At 69.1% G+C, this 25,039-nt stretch carries 19 protein-coding genes; 9 read left to right on the top strand and 10 right to left on the bottom strand.

The window, feature by feature from the left end:
• The first annotated feature begins 88 nt into the window (after nucleotides 1-88).
• From ABD893_RS03260 to ABD893_RS03245, 4 genes are all read left to right on the top strand, one after another.
• Nucleotides 89-1,309, top strand: a complete 1,221-nt coding sequence (locus ABD893_RS03260; protein ID WP_345076097.1) for a Gfo/Idh/MocA family protein — start codon at nucleotides 89-91, stop codon at nucleotides 1,307-1,309.
• On the top strand, nucleotides 1,309-2,055 hold the full coding sequence (locus ABD893_RS03255; RefSeq protein WP_345076096.1) for a ThuA domain-containing protein: 747 nt from the start codon (nucleotides 1,309-1,311) through the stop codon (nucleotides 2,053-2,055). Before ABD893_RS03260 ends, ABD893_RS03255 begins: the two co-directional genes overlap by 1 nt.
• Entirely contained in the window at nucleotides 2,052-3,134 is a 1,083-nt protein-coding gene (locus ABD893_RS03250) for a Gfo/Idh/MocA family protein (protein WP_345076095.1), read from the top strand. The genes ABD893_RS03255 and ABD893_RS03250 overlap by 4 nt, the downstream gene beginning before the upstream one ends.
• A gap of 119 nt (nucleotides 3,135-3,253) precedes the next feature.
• Nucleotides 3,254-4,420: a Gfo/Idh/MocA family protein gene (locus ABD893_RS03245; protein WP_345076094.1), complete on the top strand. Its 1,167-nt coding sequence runs from the start codon at nucleotides 3,254-3,256 to the stop codon at nucleotides 4,418-4,420.
• Nucleotides 4,421-4,500: 80 nt separating this feature from the next.
• Here ABD893_RS03245 and ABD893_RS03240 read toward each other — a convergent pair whose 3' ends face one another.
• Nucleotides 4,501-6,072, bottom strand: coding sequence for an aspartate:alanine exchanger family transporter (locus ABD893_RS03240; protein WP_345076093.1), 1,572 nt, complete (start codon nucleotides 6,070-6,072; stop codon nucleotides 4,501-4,503).
• Between the two features lie 164 nt (nucleotides 6,073-6,236).
• Nucleotides 6,237-6,938 carry a maleylpyruvate isomerase N-terminal domain-containing protein gene (locus ABD893_RS03235; RefSeq protein WP_345076092.1) on the bottom strand — a complete coding sequence of 234 codons (702 nt, stop codon included), beginning with the start codon at nucleotides 6,936-6,938 and terminating at the stop codon, nucleotides 6,237-6,239.
• Nucleotides 6,939-7,233: 295 nt separating this feature from the next.
• On the opposite strand from ABD893_RS03235, the gene ABD893_RS03230 reads away from it, so the two are divergent.
• The 4 genes from ABD893_RS03230 to ABD893_RS03215 all read left to right on the top strand — a co-directional run bounded on the left by ABD893_RS03230 (nucleotide 7,234) and on the right by ABD893_RS03215 (nucleotide 11,961).
• Nucleotides 7,234-8,319 (top strand): Gfo/Idh/MocA family protein, encoded by a 1,086-nt coding sequence (locus tag ABD893_RS03230; protein WP_345076091.1) that lies wholly within the window; start codon nucleotides 7,234-7,236, stop codon nucleotides 8,317-8,319.
• A gap of 492 nt (nucleotides 8,320-8,811) precedes the next feature.
• Nucleotides 8,812-10,128: an extracellular solute-binding protein gene (locus tag ABD893_RS03225; RefSeq protein WP_345076090.1), complete on the top strand. Its 1,317-nt coding sequence runs from the start codon at nucleotides 8,812-8,814 to the stop codon at nucleotides 10,126-10,128.
• Complete coding sequence (locus ABD893_RS03220) at nucleotides 10,125-11,129, top strand: carbohydrate ABC transporter permease (protein WP_345076089.1); 1,005 nt, start codon at nucleotides 10,125-10,127, stop codon at nucleotides 11,127-11,129. The genes ABD893_RS03225 and ABD893_RS03220 overlap by 4 nt, the downstream gene beginning before the upstream one ends.
• Before the next feature lies 1 nt (nucleotide 11,130).
• Nucleotides 11,131-11,961 (top strand): carbohydrate ABC transporter permease, encoded by an 831-nt coding sequence (locus ABD893_RS03215; protein WP_345076088.1) that lies wholly within the window; start codon nucleotides 11,131-11,133, stop codon nucleotides 11,959-11,961.
• A gap of 244 nt (nucleotides 11,962-12,205) precedes the next feature.
• Here the strand turns inward: ABD893_RS03215 and galB are convergent, their stop codons facing one another.
• On the bottom strand, nucleotides 12,206-14,965 hold the full coding sequence (gene galB / locus ABD893_RS03210) for a beta-galactosidase GalB (RefSeq protein ID WP_345076087.1): 2,760 nt from the start codon (nucleotides 14,963-14,965) through the stop codon (nucleotides 12,206-12,208).
• A 304-nt stretch (nucleotides 14,966-15,269) separates the two neighbouring features.
• Here galB and ABD893_RS03205 point away from each other — a divergent pair, with 304 nt between their 5' ends.
• Nucleotides 15,270-16,043, top strand: coding sequence for an isocitrate lyase/PEP mutase family protein (locus ABD893_RS03205; RefSeq protein ID WP_345076086.1), 774 nt, complete (start codon nucleotides 15,270-15,272; stop codon nucleotides 16,041-16,043).
• Between the two features lie 291 nt (nucleotides 16,044-16,334).
• Here ABD893_RS03205 and ABD893_RS03200 read toward each other — a convergent pair whose 3' ends face one another.
• From ABD893_RS03200 to mgtE, 7 genes are all read right to left on the bottom strand, one after another.
• The gene (locus tag ABD893_RS03200; RefSeq protein WP_345076085.1) at nucleotides 16,335-16,769 is read right to left on the bottom strand and encodes an NUDIX domain-containing protein; all 435 of its coding nucleotides are present in this window, start codon (nucleotides 16,767-16,769) and stop codon (nucleotides 16,335-16,337) included.
• Between the two features lie 179 nt (nucleotides 16,770-16,948).
• Nucleotides 16,949-19,024, bottom strand: a complete 2,076-nt coding sequence (yicI, locus tag ABD893_RS03195) for an alpha-xylosidase (protein WP_345076084.1) — start codon at nucleotides 19,022-19,024, stop codon at nucleotides 16,949-16,951.
• Between the two features lie 43 nt (nucleotides 19,025-19,067).
• Nucleotides 19,068-20,015 carry a carbohydrate ABC transporter permease gene (locus ABD893_RS03190; RefSeq protein ID WP_345076083.1) on the bottom strand — a complete coding sequence of 316 codons (948 nt, stop codon included), beginning with the start codon at nucleotides 20,013-20,015 and terminating at the stop codon, nucleotides 19,068-19,070.
• Nucleotide 20,016: 1 nt separating this feature from the next.
• Nucleotides 20,017-20,976 (bottom strand): carbohydrate ABC transporter permease, encoded by a 960-nt coding sequence (locus ABD893_RS03185; RefSeq protein ID WP_345076082.1) that lies wholly within the window; start codon nucleotides 20,974-20,976, stop codon nucleotides 20,017-20,019.
• A gap of 63 nt (nucleotides 20,977-21,039) precedes the next feature.
• A complete protein-coding gene (locus ABD893_RS03180; protein WP_345076081.1) occupies nucleotides 21,040-22,350 on the bottom strand; it encodes an ABC transporter substrate-binding protein in 1,311 nt (436 codons plus the stop codon).
• A gap of 95 nt (nucleotides 22,351-22,445) precedes the next feature.
• Nucleotides 22,446-23,471: a LacI family DNA-binding transcriptional regulator gene (locus ABD893_RS03175; RefSeq protein WP_345076080.1), complete on the bottom strand. Its 1,026-nt coding sequence runs from the start codon at nucleotides 23,469-23,471 to the stop codon at nucleotides 22,446-22,448.
• Between the two features lie 185 nt (nucleotides 23,472-23,656).
• Nucleotides 23,657-25,015 (bottom strand): magnesium transporter, encoded by a 1,359-nt coding sequence (gene mgtE / locus ABD893_RS03170; protein ID WP_345076079.1) that lies wholly within the window; start codon nucleotides 25,013-25,015, stop codon nucleotides 23,657-23,659.
• Nucleotides 25,016-25,039: the final 24 nt, after the last annotated feature.

Here is a 25,039-nt window from a genome sequence, read left to right as displayed (position 1 = left end):
GCATCGACTGCGGACGCCCGCGCCCCGACCGTTTCGCAGACCCCACCCGTCCCGTCCGAAACTTTCACTCAGGAGTAGTGCTTCACCGATGACCACGACGCAAGCCCGCACCGGCACCCTGAACGTCGGCATGATCGGCTACGGCTTCATGGGCGCCGCCCACTCGCACGCCTGGCGCAATGCCCATCGCTTCTTCGATCTCCCGCTCACCCCGCAGCTGCGCACCCTCGCGGGCCGCACCGAGAGCGCCCTGGTCGCAGCCGCTGAACGCTACGGCTTCGCGCAGACCACCACCCGCTGGCAGGACGTGGTCGAAGACCCCGAGATCGATGTCATCGACATCTGCACCCCGGGCGATACCCACTACGAGATCGCAATGGCCGCGCTCGCAGCAGGCAAGCATGTGCTGTGCGAGAAGCCGCTCGCGAACTCGGTCGAGCAGTCCGCAGAGATGACCGCCGCCGCAGCGCAGGCCCGAGCACAGGGAACCCGCTCGATCTGCGGCTTCTCCTACCGCCGCACCCCCGCGCTGTCCTACGCCCGCCAGCTCATCAGCGAAGGCGCCGTGGGCGAGATCCGCCAGATCCGTGCCCAGTACCTCCAGGACTGGCTCTCCGACGCGGACTCCCCCATGACCTGGCGACTGGACAAGGACAAGGCCGGCTCCGGCGCGCTCGGCGACATCGGCGCCCACATCATCGACCTCACCCAGTGGCTCACCGGCCAGCAGATCGCTGAGGTCTCCGGCACCCTCCAGACAGTCGTCCCCACCCGTCCCGCCGCCGGCACCGCGCAGGGGCTCGGCGGCAAGGGGGATGCCTCCGCCGAACGCCAGAACGTCACCGTGGATGACGTCGCCCTGTTCACCGCACGCTTCGAGACCGGGGTGCTCGGCTCCTTCGAAGCGACCCGCATGGCGCAGGGCCGCAAGAATGCGATGCGCGTCGAGATCAACGGCTCCGCCGGCTCGATCGCCTTCGACTTCGAGCGGATGAACGAGCTCGAGGTCTATGACGCGACCGCCACCGCCGGCCGTCAGGGCTTCACCCGCATCCTCACCACCGAACCCGAGCATCCCTACGCCGCGGCCTGGTGGCCCACCGGCCACGGCCTCGGCTACGAGCATGCCTTCACCCACCAGGTCGTCGACCTGGTCACCGCGATCGGCGAAGGCACCGACCCCTCGCCGTCCTTCGAGGAGGCGCTGCAGGTCCAGCACGTCCTGGCCGCCGTCGAGGCCAGCGCCAGCAGCGGCAGCAGCTGGACCACCACCGAACCCACGACCACCACCACGGAAGAGACCGCCTGATGACCACCCCCCGCACATGCCTCGTCGTCCGCGGCGGCTGGGACGGGCACCAGCCCGTCGAGGCCACCGACCTGTTCCTCCCCTTCCTCGAAGAGAACGGCTTCACCGTCCGGATCGAGGACTCCCCCGCGGTCTACGCCGACGCCGAGTACATGGCCACGGTCGACCTGATCGTCCAGTGCAACACCATGAACACCATCGAACGCCCCCAGTTCGAAGGACTGCGCGCCGCGATCGAGGCGGGCACCGGCATGGCCGGTTGGCACGGCGGCATCGCTGACTCCTACCGCAACGAGTCCGATTACCTCACCATGATCGGCGGCCAGTTCGGCTGCCACCCCGGCAAGCACCCGGACGAGCGCAAGGGCGAGCAGGCCGACAACTACGTCCCCTACACGGTGAACATGCTCCCCGCCGCTGCAGAGCACCCCATCACGCAGGGGATCACCGACTTCGACCTCGTCACCGAGCAGTACTGGGTCCTCGCGGACGACTACTGCGACGTGCTCGCCACCACCACCCAGAAGGTCCGCGAGTGGGACCCCTGGCACCGCGAGATCACCTCTCCCGCGCTCTGGACCCGCCAGTGGGGCGAAGGTCGCATCTTCGTCTCCACCCCCGGTCACCGCGTCGAGGTCCTCGAAGACCCCAACGTCCGCACCACGATCGAACGAGGCATGCTCTGGGCCGCCCGCGGCTCCGAACAGCCCTACGGCAACCACATGAAGGCGGAGGCAACCCGATGAAGGTAGGCATGATCGGCTGCGGTGTCATCGCAGCCCAGTACCTGGCGACCTTCGGTCACCTGCCGGATGTCGAGCTGGTGGCAGTCGCGGATCTCAACGCAGCACGCGCGGAGGCGGTCGCCGCTGAGCATGAGGGCGTGCGCGCCCTGAGCGTCGATGCGCTGCTCAGCGATCCCGAGGTGGACACGGTGCTGAACCTGACCATCCCGGCGGCGCATGCCGAGATCGATCTGAAGGCGATCGCTGCAGGCAAGCACATCTACTCCGAGAAGCCCTTCGCGGTCACGACCGAGGAGGGACGAGCGGTGCTCGCCGCCGCCGAGCAGGCAGGAGTGCTCGTCGGCTCCGCGCCGGATACGGTGCTGGGCACCGGCACCCAGACCGCCAGGGCCGCGATCGATGAGGGCCTGATCGGTCTGCCCATCGCCGCGACTGCCACGATGGTCTGCCCCGGCCACGAGCGCTGGCATCCGCAGCCGGACTTCTACTACAAGCCCGGCGGCGGCCCGCTGCTGGATATGGGTCCGTACTACATCCATGCACTGGTGACCCTGCTGGGCCCGGTCGCCTCGGTGATCGGCGCAGCCAGTCGCGCTCGTGACACCCGCACCATCGGCTCCGGCCCGCGCGCCGGGGAGACCATCCCGGTGAGCACCGACACCCATGTCACCGCGGTGCTCATCCACGAGTCCGGGGTGCTCTCCACGCTGGTGATGAGCTTCGACGCGGTCGCGACCTCGATTCACCCGATCGAGATCCACGGCAGCGAGGGCACCCTTGCGGTCCCCGACCCGAACCACTTCGCCGGAGAGGTCTCGATCCGACGCCTCGGCGGCGAAGGCTGGGAGGCGCTGCCGGTCTCGGCCGGTTATGAGGACGCCTCCCGAGGGATCGGGCTGCAGGACATGGCGCTGCGCGATGAGCAGCTGCGGGCCAGCGGCCAGCTCGGCCAGCACGTCCTGGAGACCATGAATGCGGTGCTCGAGTCCGCGCATTCAGGGAACCGGGTAGAGATCGCGAGCACCTGTGAGCGCCCGGAGGCGGTCGCCCTGACCGCGCTCGAGCCCTCCGCGCTCTGACCCGTCGGGCCGACGGGATCTCGACCCGTCGGCCCGCCGGCTCACTGCCGTGCTGGCTGTTGGCCCTGTAGACCCCTCGCCTCGTGAACCCGCCGCTCGCCCGAAAGGCACCCTCCTCCATGCTCTCCATCGGCATCATCGGCACCGGGAACATCTCCCGCGCCCACCTGGCCGCCTATCTCGAGTTCCCGGAGGAGGTGCGGATCGTCGGCCTCGCGGATATCGATCCGGCGAAGGCTGAGGCCGTCCGCGCCGCCCATGGCCTGGACGGTCCGGACGGTGCGCGCGTCTACTCGGAGGCGGGCGCGATGCTCGCCGCAGAGGACCTCGACCTGGTCTCGATCGCCACTCCCCCGGGCACGCACTGCGCGTTGACGGTGCAGGCGCTCGAGGCCGGGGTGCACGTGATCGTGGAGAAGCCGATGGCACCCTCGCTCGAGGAGTGCGACCGGATGCTCGAGGCGCAGCAGCGCTCCGGCAAGCTCCTCTCGGTGGTCGCCCAGAACCGATTCCGGGATGACCTCGCCCAGCTGAAAGCCGTGCTCGAGACGGGGAAGATCGGTCGCATCGCCCATGCCCGGATTGCCTCGTCATGGTGGCGCGGACGCGCGTACTACGACCTGTGGTGGCGCGGGACCTGGGCCTCCGAGGGTGGCGGACCCACCCTGAACCACGCCATCCATCACCTCGACCTCACGCTGTGGCTGCTGGGCAGGCCCCAGGCGGTCGCAGCAATGATGACCAACGCCGGGCACGACAACGCCGAGGTCGAGGACCTCTCCGCCGCGATCCTGCAGTACGAGCGGGGGCTCGCGGAGCTGACCAGCTCGGTGGTCCATCACGGCGAACAGCAGGAGATCGTGATCCAGGGCGAGCACGCCCGGATCTCCCAGCCCTGGGCGGTCGCGGCCGAGACGGCGCGCCCCAACGGCTTCCCCGAGACCGGCGGGAACGCGCAGCTGGTCCAGGAGCTCGAATCCCTGGCCGCTGCCCACACCCCGCTGACCCACACCGGCCACGCCGGGCAGATCGGGGACGTGCTCGCCGCGCTCCGTGAGCAGCGGGCCCCGCTGATCGACGGGCAGGCGGGGAAGAACGCGATCGAGCTGGTGACCGCGATCTTCGCCGCGGCGATCGAGCGGCGCACGATCGATCTGCCGATCTCGCCCGAGGATCCCTGGTATCGCGCGGGCACGCTCATCGAACGCGCCCCGCGCTTCTTCGAGAAGACCGCCTCTGTCCGCACGCAGGAGGGCGAGTCGATCATCGGCTCCACCCACGCGTAGAGCACCTGCGGGGCCGACGGGCCCGGCGGGTCACGCGGACGGCGCGACACAGGGCCGACGGCGCCGACGGGCCCGCAGCCTCACAGGTTCCAGATGACCGGCACCAGCAGGATCTTCACCACGATCGAGAAGGCGAAGAGCGTGGCGTAGGCGGCCTCGATGCGTTCGTCGGCCCGGCGGGCGTTCGCGGCCTCGAGCACTGCCGGCTGTCCGAGGAAGCCGGCCACGGCGCCCGCAGCGCGCGGTGCGGAGAGGTCCAGCACCCAGCGCCCGGCGATCACCAGGACCAGGCAGCCGAGCGCCGCGACCACGACGGAGAGCACCGCCGCGCGCCAGGCATCCGGGGAGGCGAGCATCGCGGCGACTGCCGGCCCGGCGGTGAGGCCGAGTCCGGCGAGGAAGAGCAGCAGTCCCAGCTGGCGCAACGTCCGGTTCGCGCTGCCTGGCAGCGCCCACACCACGGGTCCGGTGCGGCGCAGGGCACCGAGGATCATGCCCACGATCAGCGGTCCTGCAGCCGGGCCCAGCGAGAAGCTGCCGCCGCCGGGCATCGGGAGGCTCAGCAGGCCCAGGGCGACGCCGAGCATCAGTCCCAGCCCCAGCGAGAGCACGTCTAGCTCTCCGGCTTTTCGGTCCGAGTCGCCCAGGAAGGCGTGGACGGCATCCAGCTGGCTGCGGTCGACCACCACGGCGAGACGGTCGGCCGGTTCGAGGACGAGGTCGTCGCGGGCGAGCAGCTCGAGGTCGCCGCGCCGTACCCGGGTGACCACCGCGCCGAAGCGCACCGGCAGGTTCAGCTCCGCGATCGAGCGGGAGGCGAGGTCGGGGTTGGAGACGGTGAGCCGGGTGAACTCCACCAGTGAGCGGTCGTGGGCGATGTGCCGGTCGCTGGTCTCGCCGAGCTCGGCGGTGACTGCCTCGACCTGCTCGGGCAGGCCGACGGCGACCACCTCGTCCCCTGCCAGCAGGTCCTCGCCCGGCACGATCACCCGCACCCTGCCTTCGCGGCGCAGGTAGGAGAAGCGCACCTGCTGCTCGTGCCACTGGGGAACGTCCCGCAGGTTCATCGAGCGCTGCACCCTCACGGTGGTGGAGGCGAGGCTGGTGCCGGCCAGTGCGGGGGTGTCCTTCCGCCCTGGCCAGGCACGGGTGACAATGCTCGAGACCACCACGATTCCGACGATCACGCCGATCGGGTAGCCGAAGGCGTAGCCCACCGAGGGGCCGGAGGTGCCGGTCAGTCGCGAGGCGGCATCCAGTGCGGGGGCGGCAGTCAGCGCGCCGGTGAACAGGCCGAGCGACAGGTCGCGGGTGAGGCCCAGCACCTGGCCGAGCACGAGAGTCGCCGCCGCCGCGAGGACGGTGCTGAGCGTGGCGGCGGCGAGCAGTGGCAGCTGGCGGTTCAGGGAGCCGAAGAAGGCTGCGCCGGCGGAGATCCCGACGGTGTAGACGAACAGGGCCAGCCCCAGCGTCTGGACGATCTCCATGCCCTCGCCGAGGTGCGGGGCGATCGCGGAGAGCGCGAGGCCGGTGAACAGCGCGCCGGCAGCGCCGAGGCGGATCCGACCGAAGGGGATCGCGCCGAGCAGAGCGCCGGTGGCGACGACCAGGAACAGCGTGAGGAGCGGGCTCCCCTCGAGGACGTCGATCACGGTGCACCTTTCCCGTGCCCGCGGCGGAGCACCGGATCCGGATGCGGTGTGCGCGGGCACCGCCTATGGAGTGGTCTCCCACGATAGACCCGGCGTGGGGCGCCCGCGCAGTGGAGATGTGCGAGGTCACGGCCCCGACTGGCCGTGACGAAGGGCGTGTGTGCTCAGCCGAAGGACAGCGGCAGCATCTGCCCGCGCGGGCCGAGGGCCTCGAGTTCTGCCTGCTCGGCCTCCGTGGCGGGACGTCGGCCGGTCGCGATCCGCAGCGCGTCGGCGTCGGTCCAGGCCTCCGGCAGGCGCAGCCGCAGGCGCCGCTCGACCATGTCGCGTGAGGCGGCCAGGGACTCGGCCGGCGGGCCCGCGACAGATTCCCCGTCGCCCGCAGTCCCCCCGGCCGGGCCCGAGTGCGCGATCAGATCGAGGTGATGCAGGGTCCACTCGAGCACGTGGGCGCTGAGATAGTCGCGCACGGTGAGGGTCCTGCCCTGCGTGGACACGGGCAGGTCAGGATGGGCGAGCAGGGCGGCGCGACCGGCGGCAGCGCCGACGTCCTCGAGGTGACCGCGCAGCAGGGCAGGGTCCCCGTAAGCGGCGGCGAGCCTCACGGTCAGCGCGTGCCGCGGGTCGTGGCTGCGCCCGTCGGGCGGGAGCGGTCGAGGGGTCCAGAAGCTCGGAGCGTCCGCCGTGGGCGCCGCCTCCGCCGGGGTCGCGAGGGTGACCAGCACATCCTGCGCGCCGAGGACCAGATGGCACAGCAGATCTCGCACCAGCCAGCCGCGGCAGCCGGAGGGACGATCGAGGGCGGCGTCCGGAAGCTCGGCAGCAGCGTTGCGCAGCGCCGTCCAGCTGAGGGTGAAGAGGTCCACGCTCGGCACGGTAGCAAGGCGAACAGCCCGGTGGACCGAGGCTCCCGGGAGCGGCGATCGGCTCCTCGCTGACGACGTCCTGCTGGGGCGCCGAACCTGGCAACATCCGGCATACCCCTGCCGTCGGCCCCGTGGTGCAGGACAATGCTGGGCGTGCGTCGAAGGAGCAGGGCGCCCCAGCTCGCGATGGCGCGGCCGTCACCGGCGGCAGCAGCGCCGCCTCGCTTCGCACCATGCCGATGCAGTTCCCGTTCACCTCTGATCACTCACGATCGCCCGTTGAAAGGACCTCCCCATGGCTGTCTCCGAAGGAGCCAACTACGCGCCGGACTCGATGCCGAAGCCCGTCGTGGAGCCCGGCGAGTTCATCTTCGCCGCGATGCACCTCGACCACGGCCACATCGGCGGGATGACCCAGGGCCTGCTGGACGCCGGCGGCACCCTGAAGTGGGTCTACGACCCCCAGCCCGAGCGCGCCGCCGCGTTCAAGGAGAAGTTCCCGCAGGTCGAGATCGCGACCAGCGAAGAGCAGGTACTGGCCGACCCCGAGGTCCATCTCGTCGCCGCCGCCGCAGTACCCGTCGATCGCGCTCCGCTGGGCATCCGTGTGATGGAGGCCGGCAAGGACTACTTCACCGACAAGACCCCGCTGATCACCCGCGAGCAGCTCGCGGACGCGAAGGCTGCGGTGGAGCGAACCGGCAAGAAGTACGCCGTGTACTACTCCGAGCGCATCCACGTCGAGGCCGCAGTGCTGGCCGGTCAGCTCATCGACCGCGGCGCGATCGGGAAGGTCCTCCAGGTCCAGGGCATGGGCCCGCACCGCATGGGCGATCCCTCGACCCGCCCCGACTGGTTCTTCGAGCGCGCCAGCTATGGCGGCATCCTCACCGACATCGGCAGTCACAACTTCGAGCAGATGCTCGCCTTCACCGGCTCCGATGACGCCGAGATCCTCTCGTCCTCGATCGGCAACTTCGGCAACCCCGAGCACCCCGAGCTCGACGATTACGGCGACGCGCACATCGCGCTCTCCAGCGGCGCGACCGGCTTCGTGCGCGTGGACTGGTTCACCCCCGCCGGGCTGCGCACGTGGGGCGACGGCCGCACGTTCATCCTCGGCACCGAGGGCTACATCGAGCTGCGCAAGTACGTCGACGTCACCACCGACAACGGCGGCGGCCAGGTGATCCTGGTCGACGGCGAGGGCGAGCACCGCATGAACGCCAGCGGCGAGGTGGGATACCCCTTCTTCGGCGAGCTGATCCTGGACGTCCTGCACCGCACGGAGAACGCCATGACCCAGGCGCACGCCTTCAAGGCTGTGGAGCTGGCGATCGCCGCACAGGAGCAGGCCCGGGAGCTCACGGGCCGCGCCTGAACTCCACCGCGTGCGGGGGCACCGCGTGACGGGCCCCAGCCCCGGACCCACGATCCCGGTCGACTCCTTGCCAGCAGCCTCACCGCTCTGGCTCGGAATCGGCCGGGAACGGTCTCTGTGGACGTCGTACCGACGAGTCCCCTGCCCCTGCGCCCCAGCGGCGCGCGGCAGGGGGCCGGTTCTTGGAGAGCACTTTCCTGCAGAGCACTGCGGCCTGGCTGCGGCGTTCGCAGCCCGTCGGCCTCCGTTTCTGACTGTCCGGACGCCACCGGGTGTACCGCTTTCCGCGAAAGTTTTCTCCTCCTCCACGGGCTGTGCAGCACCCGTTTCTGCCGGCACAAAGAGCCACTCTGCGCACGTCATACACGGTTGAGACACAAATGAAGCATCCCCCGCTTGACCTCTGACAGTAAGAGGGATTAACTTAACGTCACCGACATTAGTTTACGAAACTTTTCAGCCCAGTGTCGGTCCGTGATCCTGGAGGCAGCAATGATGCAACCCACCCGCCGCGCGACTCTCGCGGGCCTCGGCCTGGCAATCCCGTCCCTCGCCGTCCTCAGCGCCTGCGGAGGCGGCGCCAAGCCCAGCGGTGGCGGTGGCTCTCCGTCGAGCCTGTCCGTCTGGGCCCTGACCGGCGCCAAGCAGGACACCTACCAGGCGTCCTTCGATGCCTGGGACGAGGCGAACTCCGACAACCCCTTCGCCGTGGAGTTCTTCGCCAACGACTCCTACAAGGAGAAGATCCGTACCGCGATCGGTTCCGGCAACGCCCCCACCCTGATCTTCAACTGGGCCGGCGGCACCCTGGCCGACTACGTCAACAACGAGTCCGTGGTGGACCTCTCCGGCAAGGTCGACGACGTGCTCTCGCGCACCATCGAGTCGATCGCAAAGGTCGGCGAGGTCGACGGGGCCCAGTACGGCGTCCCCAACAACGACACCCAGCCGGTGATCCTGTACTACAACACCGCTCTGTTCGAAGAGCACTCCGTCACCCCGCCCACCACCTGGGCTGAGCTGATGACAGCGGTGGAGACCTTCTCCGCCGCCGGTATCACCCCCCTCTCCCTGGCTGGCCAGAGCATCTGGCCGGAGCTGATGTACATCCAGTACCTCACCGACCGCATCGGTGGCGAGGGCGTCTTCGAGAAGATCGTCGCGGGCGAGGCAGACGCCTGGTCCGAGCCGGCGATCACCTCGGCGCTCGAGGCCATCATCGAGCTGAAGGATGCCGGCGCGTTCGGTGACGCCTACGGCTCGGTCGCCGCCGACGCCGGGGCCGACGCCGCCCTGGTCCACACCGGCAAGGCCGCGATGCTGCTGCAGGGCAGCTGGGTCTACGGCACTTTCAAGCAGGATGCCCCGGACTTCGTGGCCGAGGGGAACCTCGGGTTCCTGAACTTCCCGGCGAAGGACGGCGGCGCGGGCGATCCGGCCAACGTGGTCGGCAACCCGGCCAACTACTGGTCGGTCTCGGCCGCCGCCGAGCCGGAGATCCAGGAGCTCGCGATCAAGTACCTCAACGAGTTCAACCTCAACCAGGACATGGTCGACAACTTCCTGGCCATGGGCGCGATCCCGGCCGTCGCCGGGCTCGAGGAGTCCTTCGGCGGACTGGATGATGAGGCCTTCCTGTCCTTCGCCTACGACATGGTGCTGAACGCTCCGCACTTCCAGCTGTCCTGGGATCAGGCCCTGGCCCCGGCCCCCGCGCAGGAGCTGCTGAACAATCTCTCCCGCATCTTCCTCGGAGAGATCCAGCCTGAAGAGTTCGTGACCAGCATGAACGCGACCCTGTCGGCATGACCGCCGGGCAGTCGCACGCACCCCGCACCGGTGCCGCTGCTGCCGATGCCGCCGCCTCGGCCGACGAGGGCACCTCGCCCTCGTCGGCCCACCCGGGCGGGAGCGTCGGCCGCTCCAGCAATCGTCGCCGTCTGAGCACCGGACCCAGCAACTGGCTGCTGCTCCCCGCGCTGAGCTTCTTCGGCGTGTTCGCGCTCGTGCCCCTCGCGGGCGTCGTGGTGCTCTCGTTCTTCGCCTGGGATGGTCTGGGCACGCCGCAGTTCGCGGGCCTCGCCGCCTGGTTCCAGGTGTTCCAGGACCCCGTGACCCTCAACGCCATGTGGCTGACGCTGCTGATGACGGCGCTGAGCTATGCGGTGCAGTTCCCGCTCAGCCTGCTGCTGGGAGTCTTCATGGCCGGGCACCAGCGCTATCGCGAAGTGTTCTCGGTGCTGTACTTCCTGCCGCTGCTGTTCTCCGCGGCGGCCACCGGTATCGCGTTCAAGGCGCTGCTGGATCCGAACTTCGGCATCTCCCGCGCCTTCGGCCTGGACTTCCTCAGCCAGGACTGGCTGGGCTCGCCGACCTTCGCGTTCTACACCCTGATCATGGTGATCTCGTGGTCCTTCGTGCCCTTCCACTCGCTGCTGTACCAGGCGGGCGTGCGGCAGATCCCGATCTCGATGTACGAGGCGGCCACGCTCGACGGCGCCGGACGGGTGCGGCAGTTCTTCAACGTCACCCTGCCGCAGCTGAAGTACACGATCGTCACCAGCTCCACCCTGATGCTGGTCGGTTCGCTGACCTACTTCGACCTCGTGTTCATCCTGACCGGCGGCGGGCCCGGCAATGCCACCCGCATCCTCCCGTTGGACATGTACCTCACCGGATTCCGTTCCTACGAGATGGGTCCGGCCAGCGTGATCGCCGTGATCCTGGTGGTCGTCGGACTGACCCTGTCATTGATCCTGAACCGCGTCTCCGGCGCGGATCGCATGGAGAGCCAGATGGAGGGCGCCTGAGATGAGTACCAAAACACACAGCTCCCCCAATGTCATCGGCGGCCTGCTGGGCTTCGCCTGGCTGCTCGTGATCCTGGTGCCGATCTACTACATCGTCGTCACCAGCGTCCGGCCGCGCGAGGACTACTTCTCCTCGAACCCGCTGTCGCTGCCTTCCGAGTTCACCCTCGAGCCGTTCCGCTACGTGCTCGAGAACGACTTCATGCGCTACTTCGCGAACTCAGTGTTCGTCACCGTGATCACGGTGGTCGCCGTGGTGACCGCCTCGCTGCTGGCCAGCTACGTCATCGTGCGCTCTCGCACCCGACTGGCGAAGTTCAGCCAGAAGCTGTTCCTGATGGGGATCGCGATCCCGCTGCAGGCCACGATCATCCCGATCTACTACCTGATCGTGCAGCTGGGGCTGTACGACACCCTGTGGGCGCTGATCCTGCCGTCGATCGCCTTCGCCATCCCGATCACCATCCTGATCCTGACCAACTTCCTGCGGGACGTTCCAGGAGAGCTGTACGAGTCGATGACCATCGACGGCGCCAACGACTGGCAGATGTTCCGCTCGCTGGTGCTGCCGCTGGCGAAGCCCGCCGTGGTCACCGTCGGGATCTATGACGCACTGCAGGTGTGGAACGGGTTCCTGTTCCCGCTGGTGCTCACCCAGAGCTCCGACAAGCGCGTGCTGCCCCTGTCGCTGTGGGCCTACCAGGGCGAGTTCACGGTGAACATCCCGGCCGTGCTGGCCGCGGTGATGCTCTCCGCACTGCCGATCCTGGTGCTCTACATCGCGGGTCGCCGCCAGCTGATCAGCGGCCTGACAGCAGGCTTCAGCAAGTAGTCCTGTTCGGCGGGGGCTTCGGCTCCGCACCGTGGGCCGGCATCGCGGGCGATCCCCCTGGGCCGGCCCCGGGGCCGGCCCACCCCCGTTACCGGCGCCGTCCGCGGCATCATCCACGCGATCCCGGTCGATTCCGAGCCAGAACCTTCACCGATCTGGCTCGGAATCGACCGGGATCGTTCTGTACAAAGTCCCGGTGGGCCGATGGTCGGCCCATGCCACCCCTCGCACGGAGCGTGAGGGTTCAGCCCGCGATGTCTCCTGCGCCCTCGGTACCCTCGAACGCCGCCAGGGCCACCCGCAGCTGCGCGCTCTCGAGCCCGGCCGCGCTTACGGTGATCCGGAGTTCCCCCTCTGCGCCTCCCTCACTGGCCTCTCCGCGCACGATGGCCAGGGCCTTGCCGCTGAAGGCCCTGCGCTGCGGAGACGGGAAGGCATTCAGGTCAGTGGGATCGCCGTTGTCGGTGGCCACCAGGGTGCCCGGCCCCTCCACCGTGAAGTGCAGCAGATGGTCGGCCGTGGGGACCTCGATCCCGTCGGCGTCGAGCACCCGTGCGGTGAGGAACGCCAGGTCACGACCGTCGGCAGCGATGTGGTCGCGATCCGCTGCGAGGGCGAGGCGGGCGGGGGCGCCGGCAGTGCGCACGACGTCCACGGCCCACGGCGCACCGTCGCGGTAGGTCTGCACGCGCACCTCCCCCGGCGCGTAGACCACCTCGTCCCAGCGCAGCCGGAACTGACCGGGCTGCATGGCGCGCCGGCCCTGGGAGGCCCCGTTGACGAACAGCTCCGCCTCGTCCCCCGAGGTGAACACGTGCACCGGCGTCACCTCGCCCTCGCGCCCGGGCCAGGTCCAGTGCGGCAGCAGGTGGGCGGTGGGGACCTCGGGCCGCCAGTGCGCGCGGTAGAGCCAGAACCGGTCCTTGGGGAATCCGGCGAGGTCCACGATGCCCGTGTAGGAGCTGCGGGCGCTGTAGTACGGGGTCGGCTCGCCCAGGTAGTCGAAGCCGGTCCACACGAATTCACCGGCCACGAACGGATAGTGCTCAAGGGAGGCGAAGACCTTCTCCGCCGTGGAGCCGAAGTCCACCGCGTGGAGCTCGTAGGCGCTGACCATGCAGGTCGCGTCGTCGGCCCCGGCGCCGTCCCGTGCCGGGTTGCTCTGCCCTTCCGCGACGGGGAACAGGTAGGTGCCGCGGGTGGACAGCGCGGAGGAGGTCTCGCTGCCCATGATCGGCGTGTCGGGGAAGGCCTCGCGGAACCGGCCGTACTGGGGTGGGGTGCGGATCCGGTCGGTGCCCTCGAACACCGGCTCCTGCCGGATGCCCTCGCCCTGATAGTTGATGCCGATGACGTCGACCTCGGCGGGCAGCGGCATGTGCGGCTTCGCGTAGTTCATGGCGGTGGTGGTGAGCCGGCTGGGGTCCTCGTCGTGGGCGATCTCGACCAGACGCCGTGCCACCAGGGCGCCCTCCTGCTCCGTGTACTGCTCGCCGACCTCGTTGCCGATCCCCCACAGGATCACGGAGGGGTGGTGACGGTCGCGCCGGATCATCGCCCGCAGATCCGCCTCGTGCCAGTCCTCGAAGATCAGGTGGAAGTCCAGATCGGTCTTGCGTGCGTACCAGGAATCGAACACCTCGTCGAGCACCAGGATGCCCATCCGGTCGGTGAGGTCCAGCAGTTCGGGCGCGGGCGGGTTATGGGCCGTGCGCAGCGCGTTCGTCCCCATCTCCTGCAGGATCTCGAGCTGGCGCTCGGCGGCGCGCTCGTTGAACGCCGCGCCGAGGGCCCCGAGGTCGTGGTGGTTGTTCACGCCCTGGATCCGGATCCGCTCCCCGTTGACGAGCAGACCCTCGTCGGCGTCGAACTCGATCCGGCGCACGCCGAAGGGCGTCTCGACCTGGTCCAGGATCTCCTCCCCCCGGCGCAGCGTGGTGACCGCGAGATAGCGGTGGGGGTGCTGGGCGGGCGGCGGGCCCCAGAGCGAGGGCGCCTGGATCCGGGCCGACGCGGTGGTTCTCGCCGCAGTGCCGGGGCTGACGGCGACGGCGACCAGCTCGGTGCGAGCGACGGGGATGCCGTGCTCGGCGGCGGTATCGCGCTCGGCGGGGGTCCGGTTCCCGGCGGATTCCCTGTGCCCGCCGGAGTCACCGCGCCCGCCGTCGTCGGCGATCTCAAAGATCTCGGTGGTGACCTGCACCTTGACCGGCGCCGGCCCGGCGTTCTCGAGGGCCACCTCGATCTCGACGACAGCAGAATCGGCGCTCACCTCGGGGGTGGTGATCGTCGTGCCCCAGTGCGCGACGGCGACCGGGGAGGTCTTGACCAGCCAGACATTGCGGTAGAGCCCTCCGCCCGGGTACCAGCGGGCCGAGCGGGGCGGGTTGTCCAGGCGGATCGCGAGCAGGTTCCGTCCGCCCGGGACGAGGTGAGGGGTGAGGTCCAGGCGCCAGCTGTTGTATCCGTAGGGCCAGCCGCCCACGAGGGAGCCGTTCAGCCACACCGACGTATAGGACATCGCCCCGTCGATGTCCAGGTGGATCGAGCGGCCCGCGTCCTCCACCGGGATCTCGAGCTCGCGGCGGTACCAGCCCACACCCCAGCTCTCCAGGCGCCCCATACCGCCGTGAGGGCCGTCGACGAGGAAGGGCCCGGCGATCGCCCAGTCGTGAGGCACGACGACCTGCTGCCAGTCGCTGTCGTCCAGTGCCGGATCAGCCGCATCAGGGGCGACGGGTGGCTGCTGGTCCGGTCGCTGCGCATGCTGTGCGGGATCGCGGAGGAAGGCGTTCGCGCCCGGCTGGATCCATGGCCGCAGGCCGGTCTCGGCGGCGTCGTGGCGCACCTGCTCGGGGCGGGCATCAGCGTCCTTGCCGTCCTGCGCCTCGCCGAGCTCGGGCCACGGCACGTAGTCCAGGGCACGGTCGACCTGGTCCGGCGCCACCCGGCGGAACCGCCAACCGGTCTCGAGGTGGAGTCGTTCACGGGGCGTGGGCGTCATGGGGATCGCTCTCCGGCAGCTCGCGGGCGTGGTCGACGCCCGTCGTCGGGCGCACGGTTTCGAAGTCTATCGGGCGGTATTCCCGAAACCTTTCTCCGTACACATGGTGGATCGCCTCGCCGACCGCATCATCACCGCAGACGTAGTCGGACCCCGTGAGCTGCTGGAGCTGCTCCGAGCTGCCGCTGCTCGTCGCCGTGATCGAGGAGCACTTCTCGTCCGGGGAAGAACGCGATCGACAGGTACCTTCCCGCCCTCTTCGGCGACGCCTATGGTGGCAGGACCGACCCTTCAGGAGGCCACCATGTCCCACACCGCTGACCGTGCCACGACGCTCGCCGCACTGCATGACTCCGGGGAGGTGCTGGTCCTTCCCACCGTCTGGGACGTCTGGAGCGCCCGGGTCGCCGTGCAGGCGGGGTTCCGCGCACTCACCGTGGGCAGCCACCCGGTGGCGGATTCCCTCGGCAGCGCCGACGGCGAGAACATGGACTTCGCCGACTACCTCGCGGTGGTCGCGCGGATCACCGGGGACGTCGAGGTGCCCGTCAGCGCGGACGTCGAATCCGGCTACGGCCTGGACCCGAAGGAGCTGATCGAGCGTCTGCTCGAGGCCGGCGCCGCAGGAGCGAACATCGAGGACGTGGTCCACGGGGAGGGGAAGCGGGTGCGCGATCGGCAGGAGCACGCCGACTACATCGCCGCAGCCCGCAGTGCGGCCGACGCCGCCGGGGTGCCGTTCGTGCTCAACGGACGCACCGATGCGGTCAAGCTCGGCACGGACGTCTTCCCGGACCCGCTGGCGGAAGCTGTCGAGCGCATCCAGCTGATGGAGGGTGCCGGTGCCCGCGCCGTGTACCCCGTCGGGCTGACCACCGCGGAGCAGGTCACCGCACTCGTCGGCGCGGTCTCGGTGCCGGTCAACGTGACCGCCCATCCGGTGACGGGCCACGGTGCCGGCTCGCTGTCCGCTCTGACCGAGCTCGGCGCCCGCCGCATCACTTTCGGGCCGCTGTGGCAGAAGTGGCTCGCCGAGGTCTCGGCGGGGCAGCTGGCCGAGTGGGTCGCCTCGGAGTGAGCGGAGCCAGCACCTGGCGCCCCGCGGGACCTCATGCAGGACGTGCGCAAAGCCCTCACCCTCGGAGAAGTGACGTTGCCGCCGTGCTCACCAGGCCCCCGGACTGATCCAGCTTTCCGGCACCCCGGCCGACGGTATTGCTCGGCTCGGCACCAGCCGGGACCTCGTGCCAGACCACGCCCGCAAGACCGTGCGGAGGCAGCTGGACCAGCCGAGCTGACGCCACGAGAGCCCGCACCATAAACGGCCCTCCGTGAACCGGTCTCACCGTTGTGCTGCGCAATGCCGAGCTCAGTCGGACAGCGCTCTGCCGATGAGTGCGCCGAAACCTCCAGCGAGGACGTGAGCATCATGCAGAGGGAGCCACCAGCACGTCCAAGTGACCGGCCCGCCGCCGCTCGACGGGTCACGCTCAGCTCCGGACCACCTCTCCTCCGCTGGATACTCGTCCACCTCGACTCTGAAGTAGTGACGCACAGCGCGCTCATCACGCATCGGACGGAGGTCATACTCCTGCGACCCGAGAAAGCGAACCCCAGCCGCGTGGAGCCCTGTTTCCTCGGTGAGCTCCCGCCGCACCGCAGCCTCCAACGTCTCGCCACGCTTCACCGAGCCCGCCGGGACCTGCACACCCGTGACTGTCAGAGGCAGCTCATCGTGGGTGAACACGAGGAGCTTCTCCGCTCGGATGACATAACAGACAACCTTCTGTGTAACGCGGCTCATCCGCGCAGATTACAGCCGTACCACAGGCAGTCGTTTCCAACTCCGAGCATCGTCTCGGCACTCGTCGTCGGCCTTGATCTTCCGCGAGCGGTCGATTCCGAGCCACAAACTGGGCTGACCTGGCTCGGAATCGACCGGCGTCACCGGCCCGGGCGACGCGGGCGAAGACGTGCCGGGGCTCAGCTGTCGATCGCGGCCACGTCGGCTGCCGCTGCGTCGAGCGCGGCCACGTCGATCTCGACCTCTGCGCCCTCGCGCAGGTACAGCGGCAGGGTCATGAACCCGTGCTGCTGGCGCAGCCAGCGCCCGCCGGTCTCGATCGTGCCCTCGAACACCGAGGTCCAGCGACCCTCGGGCAGGTAGAACTCGACCTCCCCGTCGGGCGAGAACACGGGCGCGACCAGCAGCGAGTCGCCGAGCATGTACTGGGTGTCGAGCGCGTGGCAGGTGCGATCCTCCGGGAATTCGAGCACCATCGGGCGCAGGATCGGGGTGCCCTGCTGGTTCGCTTGGAGCGCCATCTGCTGCAGGTAGGGCACCAGCTGCTGCTTCAGCAGTGTGAAGCGGCGGGCCACGTCCACCGCCTCGTCGTCGAAGGCCCACGGCACCCGGTAGGAGCTCGACCCGTGCAGGCGCGAGTGGGAGGAGAGCAGGCCGAAGGCGAGCCAGCGCTTGAACACCGTCGGATCCGGCGCTCCTTCGAAGCCGCCGATGTCGTGGCTCCAGTAGCCGAAGCCGGACAGCGCGAGGGACAGCCCGCCGCGCAGGGTCTCCCCCATCGAGGGCAGGGAGGAGTCGTTGTCCCCGCCCCAGTGGGCTGGGAACTGCTGGCCGCCGGCGGTCGCGGAGCGGGCGAAGACGATCGCCTCGCCCTCCCCCTGCCGCTCCACCAGCAGGTCGAACACGGTGCGGTTGAACAGATGCGTGTAGTAGTTGTGCATCTTCTCCGGGTCGGAGCCGTCGTGCCAGGCGATGTCCCGCACCGGGATCCGCTCGCCGAAGTCGGTCTTGAAGCAGTCCACGCCGACGTCCAGCAGGCCCTCGAGCTTGCTGCGGTACCAGGCCACCGCCGCCGGGTTCGTGAAGTCCACCAGCGCCATCCCGGCCTGCCAGAGGTCGGTCTGCCAGAGGTTCCCGTCGGTCCGGCGCACCAGGTAGCCGTGCTCGAGGCCCTCCTCGAAGAGCGCCGACTTCTGGGCGATATAGGGGTTGATCCACACGCACACCTTCAGGCCCCGGTCATGGAGCCGACGGATCAGCCCCTCCGGGTCCGGGAACGTGGCCGGGTCCCAGACGAAGTCGGTCCAGGTGAAGCCGCGCATCCAGAAGCAGTCGAAGTGGAAGACGGACAGCGGGATGCCGCGCTCCTCCATTCCGTCGATGAACGACATGACCGTGGCCTCGTCGTAGTCGGTGGTGAAGGAGGTGGACAGCCACAGCCCGTAGGACCATTCGGGCACCAGCGGTGGCCGGCCGGTCAGCGCGGTGTAGCGGCGCAGCACGTCCTTGGGGGTGGGGCCATCGATCACCAGGTAGCTCAGCGACTGGCCCTCGACGGAGAACTGCACCCGGGTGGTCATCTCGGAGGCGACCTCGAAGGAGACCCCGCCGGTGTCCTCCACGAACACGCCGTAGCCGCGGGAGGTGAGGTAGAGCGGGACGTTCTTGTACGCCTGCTCGGAGGTGGTGCCGCCGTCCTCGTTCCAGATGTCGACGCTCTGGCCGTTCTTCACGAAGGCGCCGAAGCGTTCGCCGAGCCCGTAGACGCTCTCCCCCGGCTGGAGGCTGAGCTGCTCGTGCATGTGGTGCTGCCCGTCGGGCGCGATCACGTGGCCGATGGAGCGGCGCAGCGAGCTGGTCAGGGCGCGGCCGGCGGAGCTGAAGTCTGCCTGCCACTGCTCGCCGATGCCAATGGTGAGGGCGAGGTCGCCTGCCCGGAGGGTGGTCCGCCCGTCGGCCGCGGAGTCGATGGTGCCGCGATAGGCGGGATCCGCCGCGATCTCGAAGCGGGGCTGCGGGGCGGCCACTCCGCGGTGGTTCTCCACGAGCACCCGGATCACGCCCTCGGCGACCGCCTCGTAGGTGACGGTGAGCTGGGGGTTGTTCAGGGTGTCGCCGCGGCCGCGGACGGGCCGGACGGGGGCGAAGGCGCGGAGGCGTCCCGCCTCGGCATCGATCTGGAGGTCGTGGACCTGGCTGCCGCGCTGAACCGTGAAGCCCTCCCGGTCCATCCAGTATCCGTTGGTGAAGCGCATGGTCAGCGCTCCTTTCTGTGCAGAGTTCCGGGAGTCCGGAGGGTCACTTCACCGCGCCGGCAGTGACGCCGCGGGTGAGGGTGCGCTGGAAGATCAGGAAGAAGATGAACGTGGGCAGCAGCGAGAGCAGCGCGCCTGCGTTCAGGGTGGGGACGTCGAGCATGCGGTCGCCCTGGAGGGAGGACAGCGCGATCGGGATCGTCTGGTTGTCGTTGCTGGTGAGCATCACCAGGGGGATGAAGAACTCGTTCCAGGTCCAGATGAAGAAGAAGATCATCAGCACCGACATGGTCGGGCGCACCACGGGGTAGACGATCCGCCACAGGATCTGCCAGCGGGTGGCGCCGTCGAGCTGCGCCGCCTCCAGCAGGGCGGGAGGGAAGGTGCCGAGCACGGAGGCGAGCAGATAGGTGCCGAACGCGGATTGGACGATCGTGAAGATGATGACGATCGACCATGGGTTGTCGGTCAGGCCCACCATCCGCGCCATGTCGAACAGCGGGTAGATGAGCACCTCCTGCGGGAGCATGTTCGCCATCAGGAACAGGGCCACCAGCCAGAGCCGGCCCTTCACCTTTCCCACGCCGATCGCGTAGGCGTTCAGCAGCGAGAGCAGCACCGCGAAGATGGCGACGAGGGTCGAGGTCCAGAGCGAGTTCCAGAGCTTGACCGGGAAGTTCACCCGTTCCCAGAAGGCGATCACGCCGTCGAGGTAGAGCCCTCGCGGGAGGGACAGAGGACCGCCGGCGGAGTAGTCCGCCGGGGACTTGAAGGCGTTCAGCACCATCAGGATGAACGGCGCGACCATCGCCACGGCGACGATCATCGCCCCGGCCAGGACGATCCAGCGGGTGATCCCGCGGTGGTTGCGGTCGCGTCGGCGACGGGCAGGAGCTGCGCTCGGGCCGACGGTGCCGGCGGCGGCCGCGGCAGGCGTGGGGGCAGCGGCAGGAGTGGCGGCGGGGGTGGCGGAACTGGTCTTCGTGGCCATCTCAGCGGCCCTCCTCTTCCTTGCGTGCACTGCGGTTCTGGAGCACCTGGATGCCACCGGCGATGAGGATGATGATCACGGTCAGCACTGTGGCGATGGCCGCGCCGTAGCCGACCCGCGAGGTGTCGAAGAAGTTCAGATACGAGTAGTACGAGGGCACCAGGGTGGAGCTCTCAGGACCGCCGCGGGTCAGCACGTAGATGGGGGCGAACACCTTCAGCGCCGCGATGGTGCAGGTCAGCACGATCACGAAGGTCTCCGGGGAGATCTGCGGGATGGTGATCGCCCGGAAGCGCGCGAACCATCCGGCGCCGTCGAGCTCGGCGGCCTCGTACAGCTCGGGGTCCACGCGCGCCAGGGCGGACATGAAGATGACCGTCGGGTAGCCGATCTGGATCCAGATCAGCACCAGCATCACCGAGGGCAGGGCGAGGTTCGGATCACCGAGCCAGTTGGGCGGGGACTCGATCCCGAGGCCTCGCAGCAGGGTGTTCACCGCGCCCGTCTGGCTGTTGAGGATCCAGTTCCACACGATGCCGGCCACCGAGATCGGCAGGATCTGCGGGAGATAGTAGGTGGCCCGCAGGAAGGCGGAGACCTTGCTGTTCCAGTGCTTGGCGATGTAGTCGAACAGGACCGCTGCCATCAGCAGCCCGATGATCGTGGGGACCATGACCATCGCGCCGACCATGTAGATCGAGTTGCGGAAGGACAGCCAGAACGCGTCGTCCGAGAGCAGCGCGATGTAGTTGTCCAGCCCGATCCAGCGCTTGGGGGCCAGCCCGCCCTTCCAGCTGTGCAGGCTGTACCAGATGTTCATCAGGAAGGGGATGAGGATGATGAATCCGAAGGAGACCAGCCCCGGGATCAGGTAGAGCCAGTAGCCGGCGCCCGCCCAGCGGGAGCGTCTCCTTCGCGGTGCGGACGCGATCGGCGTCGGCACGGCTTCGGTGGTGGTCATGGATGTCCTCCCAGAAGGCGGGCGGGCCACTGCTGCGGCCCGCCCGGAGCGTTACGGCGGTGGTCACTCACCGGTGAGGTCGGTGCGTCCGGTGGCGTAGGCGGCACCGAGCTCCTCCATCGCCTCGGCCGGGGTCTTCGAGCCGTTGATGAGTGACTGCATGGCGCTGACGACCTGGTCGTAGAAGCCGGGGACCGGCCAGTCCGGGTAGAACGCGAGCCCGTCGGCCTCGTTGACCGCGGTGAAGTTCTCGGTCATCTCCCGGGTCTTGTCGTCCTCGATCGCCGAGATGTCTCCGGCGACGGGCAGGCCACCCGTCTGGCCGAGGATGTCCTGGACCTCCTGGGTCATGGTGATGTCCATGAACTCGTAGGCGAGGTCCTTGTTCGCGGCGTTGGCGGGGACGACCCAGAGGTTCCCGGAGGAGCCGATGGTGAGGTCGCTGCCGGGGAAGAGGAACTGTCCCCAGTCGTCGGTCATCTCGGCGACCAGGCGGCCGAACCACCAGGAGCCGGAGAACATGATCGGGTAGGTGCCGGAGATGAACGCGGTGCCCATGTCCTCGGCGGTGAGCCCTGCAGAATCTGCCGCGAGGTATCCCTTCTCGACCCAGTCGGCGAAGCGCTGAGCGCCGGCCAGGAGCGGGTCGGAGGCCCAGTCGACCTCGCCGTCGAAGAGCTGGTAGGCGTCCACGAAGTCGCGATCGGCGTGGGCGAGGACCAGCTGGTACCAGAGCTGTCCGGCGGGGTACTCGGCGCCGGCGCCGGCGAGCGGGACGATGCCCTTGTCCACGAAGGTCTGCAGGACGTCCTCGAACTCCTCGAGGGTGTTCGGCACGGCGACGCCGGCCTCGTCGAACATCTTCTGGTTGTAGAAGACGTAGACGTACTCGCCGTAGTTGGGCAGGCCGTACCAGTCACCGGAGCCCATCAGCCCGAACTCGTCGTAGCGGGAGGTGGTCTGCAGGCTCGTCGAGAGCTTCTGGTCCCATCCCTTCTCGGTGGCGATATCGGTGAACGGGTCGATCAGGCCCTGGGAGGCGAGCTGGCCGGCGGTGCTGTTGCCCTTGTTGTACTCCATCAGGTCCGGCACATCGTCGCCGGTCAGAACGATCTTGGCGTTCTTCTGCAGCTGCTCGAAGGTCTGCTTCTCGACGGTGACGGTGACGTCGGGGTGCTTCTCCTTGAAGATCTCCTCGGCGCGGGCCCAGGCCTGGCCCATCGCAGAGTCCTCGTTCTCGTAATGCCAGATGACCAGGGACGTCCCGTCGCCGGTTCCGCCGCCGCTGCCGCCGCCACAGGCGCTGAGGGTGGGGACCGCTGCGGCACCGAGGGCGGTGGCGGCGGCGAGGGTGGTGAACTTCCTGCGCTTCATGGGTTCCTACTTCCTTGTCGGAATAACTGCTGGGGGTCGAACTGGACTGCAGGGCGGCCGGACGACGGCGTGGCGAGGGGCCGTCGAGAGGCCGCTCAGGGAGAGCGGCGGCGGTCCTCGACGGAGCCGCCGTCGTACTGGGTGCAGGTCACGAGCACCTGCGTGGGTGGGGCGTGCGGGTCGGCGAGCTGGTCGAGCAGACCATCCACCGCCCGTCGGCCCATCTCCTCCCCCGGCGCCTGCCAGGCGGTCAGGGAGGGAGAAGTCATGGAAGCGGTGCGCCGGCTCGACACGACGGTGACGACGGACAGGTCAGCGGGCAGATCCAGCCCCATGACCTGCAGCTCGTTGACGAAGCCGACGACCGCGAGGTCGTTCATCGCCATCACCGCATCCGGTCGCCGCGAGCTGCCGCACACCTCGCGGGCGAGGTCCCGGCCCGCCTGCGGACTGGGCTCGAGGGCGTACTCGCGATGCTCGAATCCGCGCTCCTGGGCCAGCCGGGCGAAGTCCTCGTGGGAACGGACCGCCGGCCCGTAGCCCTCGGCTTCCATCGCGCGGGAGCGACCGATCAGCATCACATCCCGATGCCCGCTCGCCGCCAGGGTGTCGAGGGCCTGGGCGATGGTCGCCTCGAAGTCGATGTCGACGTAGCTCAGCTGCGAGGGGTCGCGGGTGCGGCCGACGGACAGGAACGGGACACCGGAGGTCTGCAGGCTGTCGATCCGCGGATCGTCCAGTGCCACCTCGACCAGCAGCACCCCGTCGGCGTGCCCCTGGCCCACCAGGTCGCGGAGCTCCTGCGGTGCGCGCTGCGAGGCGATCGGCCACACGGTGAGCAGGTAGCCGCGCTCTGCGGCGCGGTCGTAGGCCCCGCGGACGATCTCGAAGACGGTCTCACCGGCGGAGACGTCGAACTCCGGCAGGTGGAGGGCGAGGATGCGGGTGCGACGGCTGGCGAGACTGCGGGCGATCGCGTTGGGGCGATAGCCCAGCTCAGCCATCGCGTGCTCGATCCGTTCGCGGGTCGCGGCTGCGACCGGCTTGTCGCCGGAGAGCATGTAGGAGACGGTGCTCAGCGCGACGCCCGCATGGCGGGCCACATCGCTCATCGTCGCCATCTCGCCACCTCCTCATCGGGGTTCCACACACGGGTCGAAGCGCTTCGACTATGACGCCTCGATGGCCCACTGCAGACGAGGGGGTGGAGGCGATCCAGATCGAGTCGAAGCGCTTCGACACCGGAATGTCAGCAAGTATGCGTCTCTCATGAAGACGCGTCAAGCGGCCGGAACGACCGCGGGGCTCACAGCCCCAGGACGGCCGTCGCGATCGTGAAGTAGATGATCAGACCCGTGGCATCGCAGAAGGTGGAGATGAAGGGGTTGGAGAACACCGCCGGATCCGCCCCCACCCGCTTCGCGATCAGCGGCATCATCCCGCCCACGATCGCGGCCATGGTGCAGATCGACAGCAGCGTCGTGCCGATCACGAGTCCGATCGCCCAGCCGTAGACGAGACCCGCGACCAGGAAGCCGAGCGCTCCGAGGACCACGCCGAGGACCGAGCCCACCCGCAGCTCGCGCCAGACCACGCGAGGCAGGTCGCGCACGCGCACCTCACCCACCGCGAGCGCGCGGGTCACGGTGGTCGCGGCCTGGTTGCCGGTGTTCCCGCCGGTGCCGGTCAGCAGCGGGATGAACAGCGCCAGGATCACCACCTGATCCAGCCGGTCCTCGAAGACCTCGAGCACCTGCACGGTGAGGATCGCGGAGATCGCGAGCACCAGCAGCCAGACGATGCGGCTGCGCACCACCCGCAGGATCGGGGTCGAGAGATAGGCGCGCGGCAGCGGCTCGGAGCCGCTGGTACGGGCGGAGTCCTCGGTGTTCTCCTCCTCGATGATGGCCACAGCGTCGTCGACGGTCACGATCCCCACCAGCCGCCCCTCGCCATCCACGATGGGCATGGCCAGCAGTTTCGCGGCGAAGAAGCGGCGCGCCGCATCTTCGCGATCGTCGGTCGCGGTCGCGCTGACCGGCGCATGGGCGAGATCGCCGACGATCACATCCCCGTCGGCCACCAGCAGCCGCCGCAGCCCCACCACGCCCAGCAGCGTGCGGGTGTCGTCGACCACCGGCAGCAGGTAGATCGTCTCGGCCTCCTCGGCGCGGGCGCGCACCTGCTCGAGCGCCTCGGCGACCGTGAGGGCGGGGGCGAGGGTGAGCACCTCGGGCGACATATAGCGGCCGATCGCGTGGCGCGGATAGCCGAGGACCGCGGTGGTCATCGCCCGCTCGTCCGCATCCAGACCGTGCATCAGCCGCTCGGCGACCGAGGCCGGCAGCTCGTCGAACAGGGAGGCGCGGTCGTCGGGATCGAGCTCGCCGATGATGTCGGCGACCTGCTGGGTGCGCAGTGCGGAGATCAGCTCGGCCTGGTGATGCGCCGGCAGCGCCTCGAACACCGCCAGGGCGGCGACTTTGCCGAGCACCCGGAACAGCAGCGCGGCTTCGGTCGCGGGGCGGGTCTCGACGAGATAGACGAGTTCGCCGATCGGCAGCGTCTGCGCCTCGAGCGAGAGCTGTTCCAGGTGGGCCTCATCCTGCTCCTCGCCGCGCAGGAGGGTCAGGACGGTGTCGATGGTTGCGTTGGCGGAGGTCACCGGACCATTGTGGCTGACAGGGAA

Source organism: Brachybacterium paraconglomeratum (assembly GCF_039541415.1).
Taxonomy (GTDB): domain Bacteria; phylum Actinomycetota; class Actinomycetes; order Actinomycetales; family Dermabacteraceae; genus Brachybacterium; species Brachybacterium paraconglomeratum_A.
This window is presented reverse-complemented; position numbering and strand designations above follow the sequence as displayed.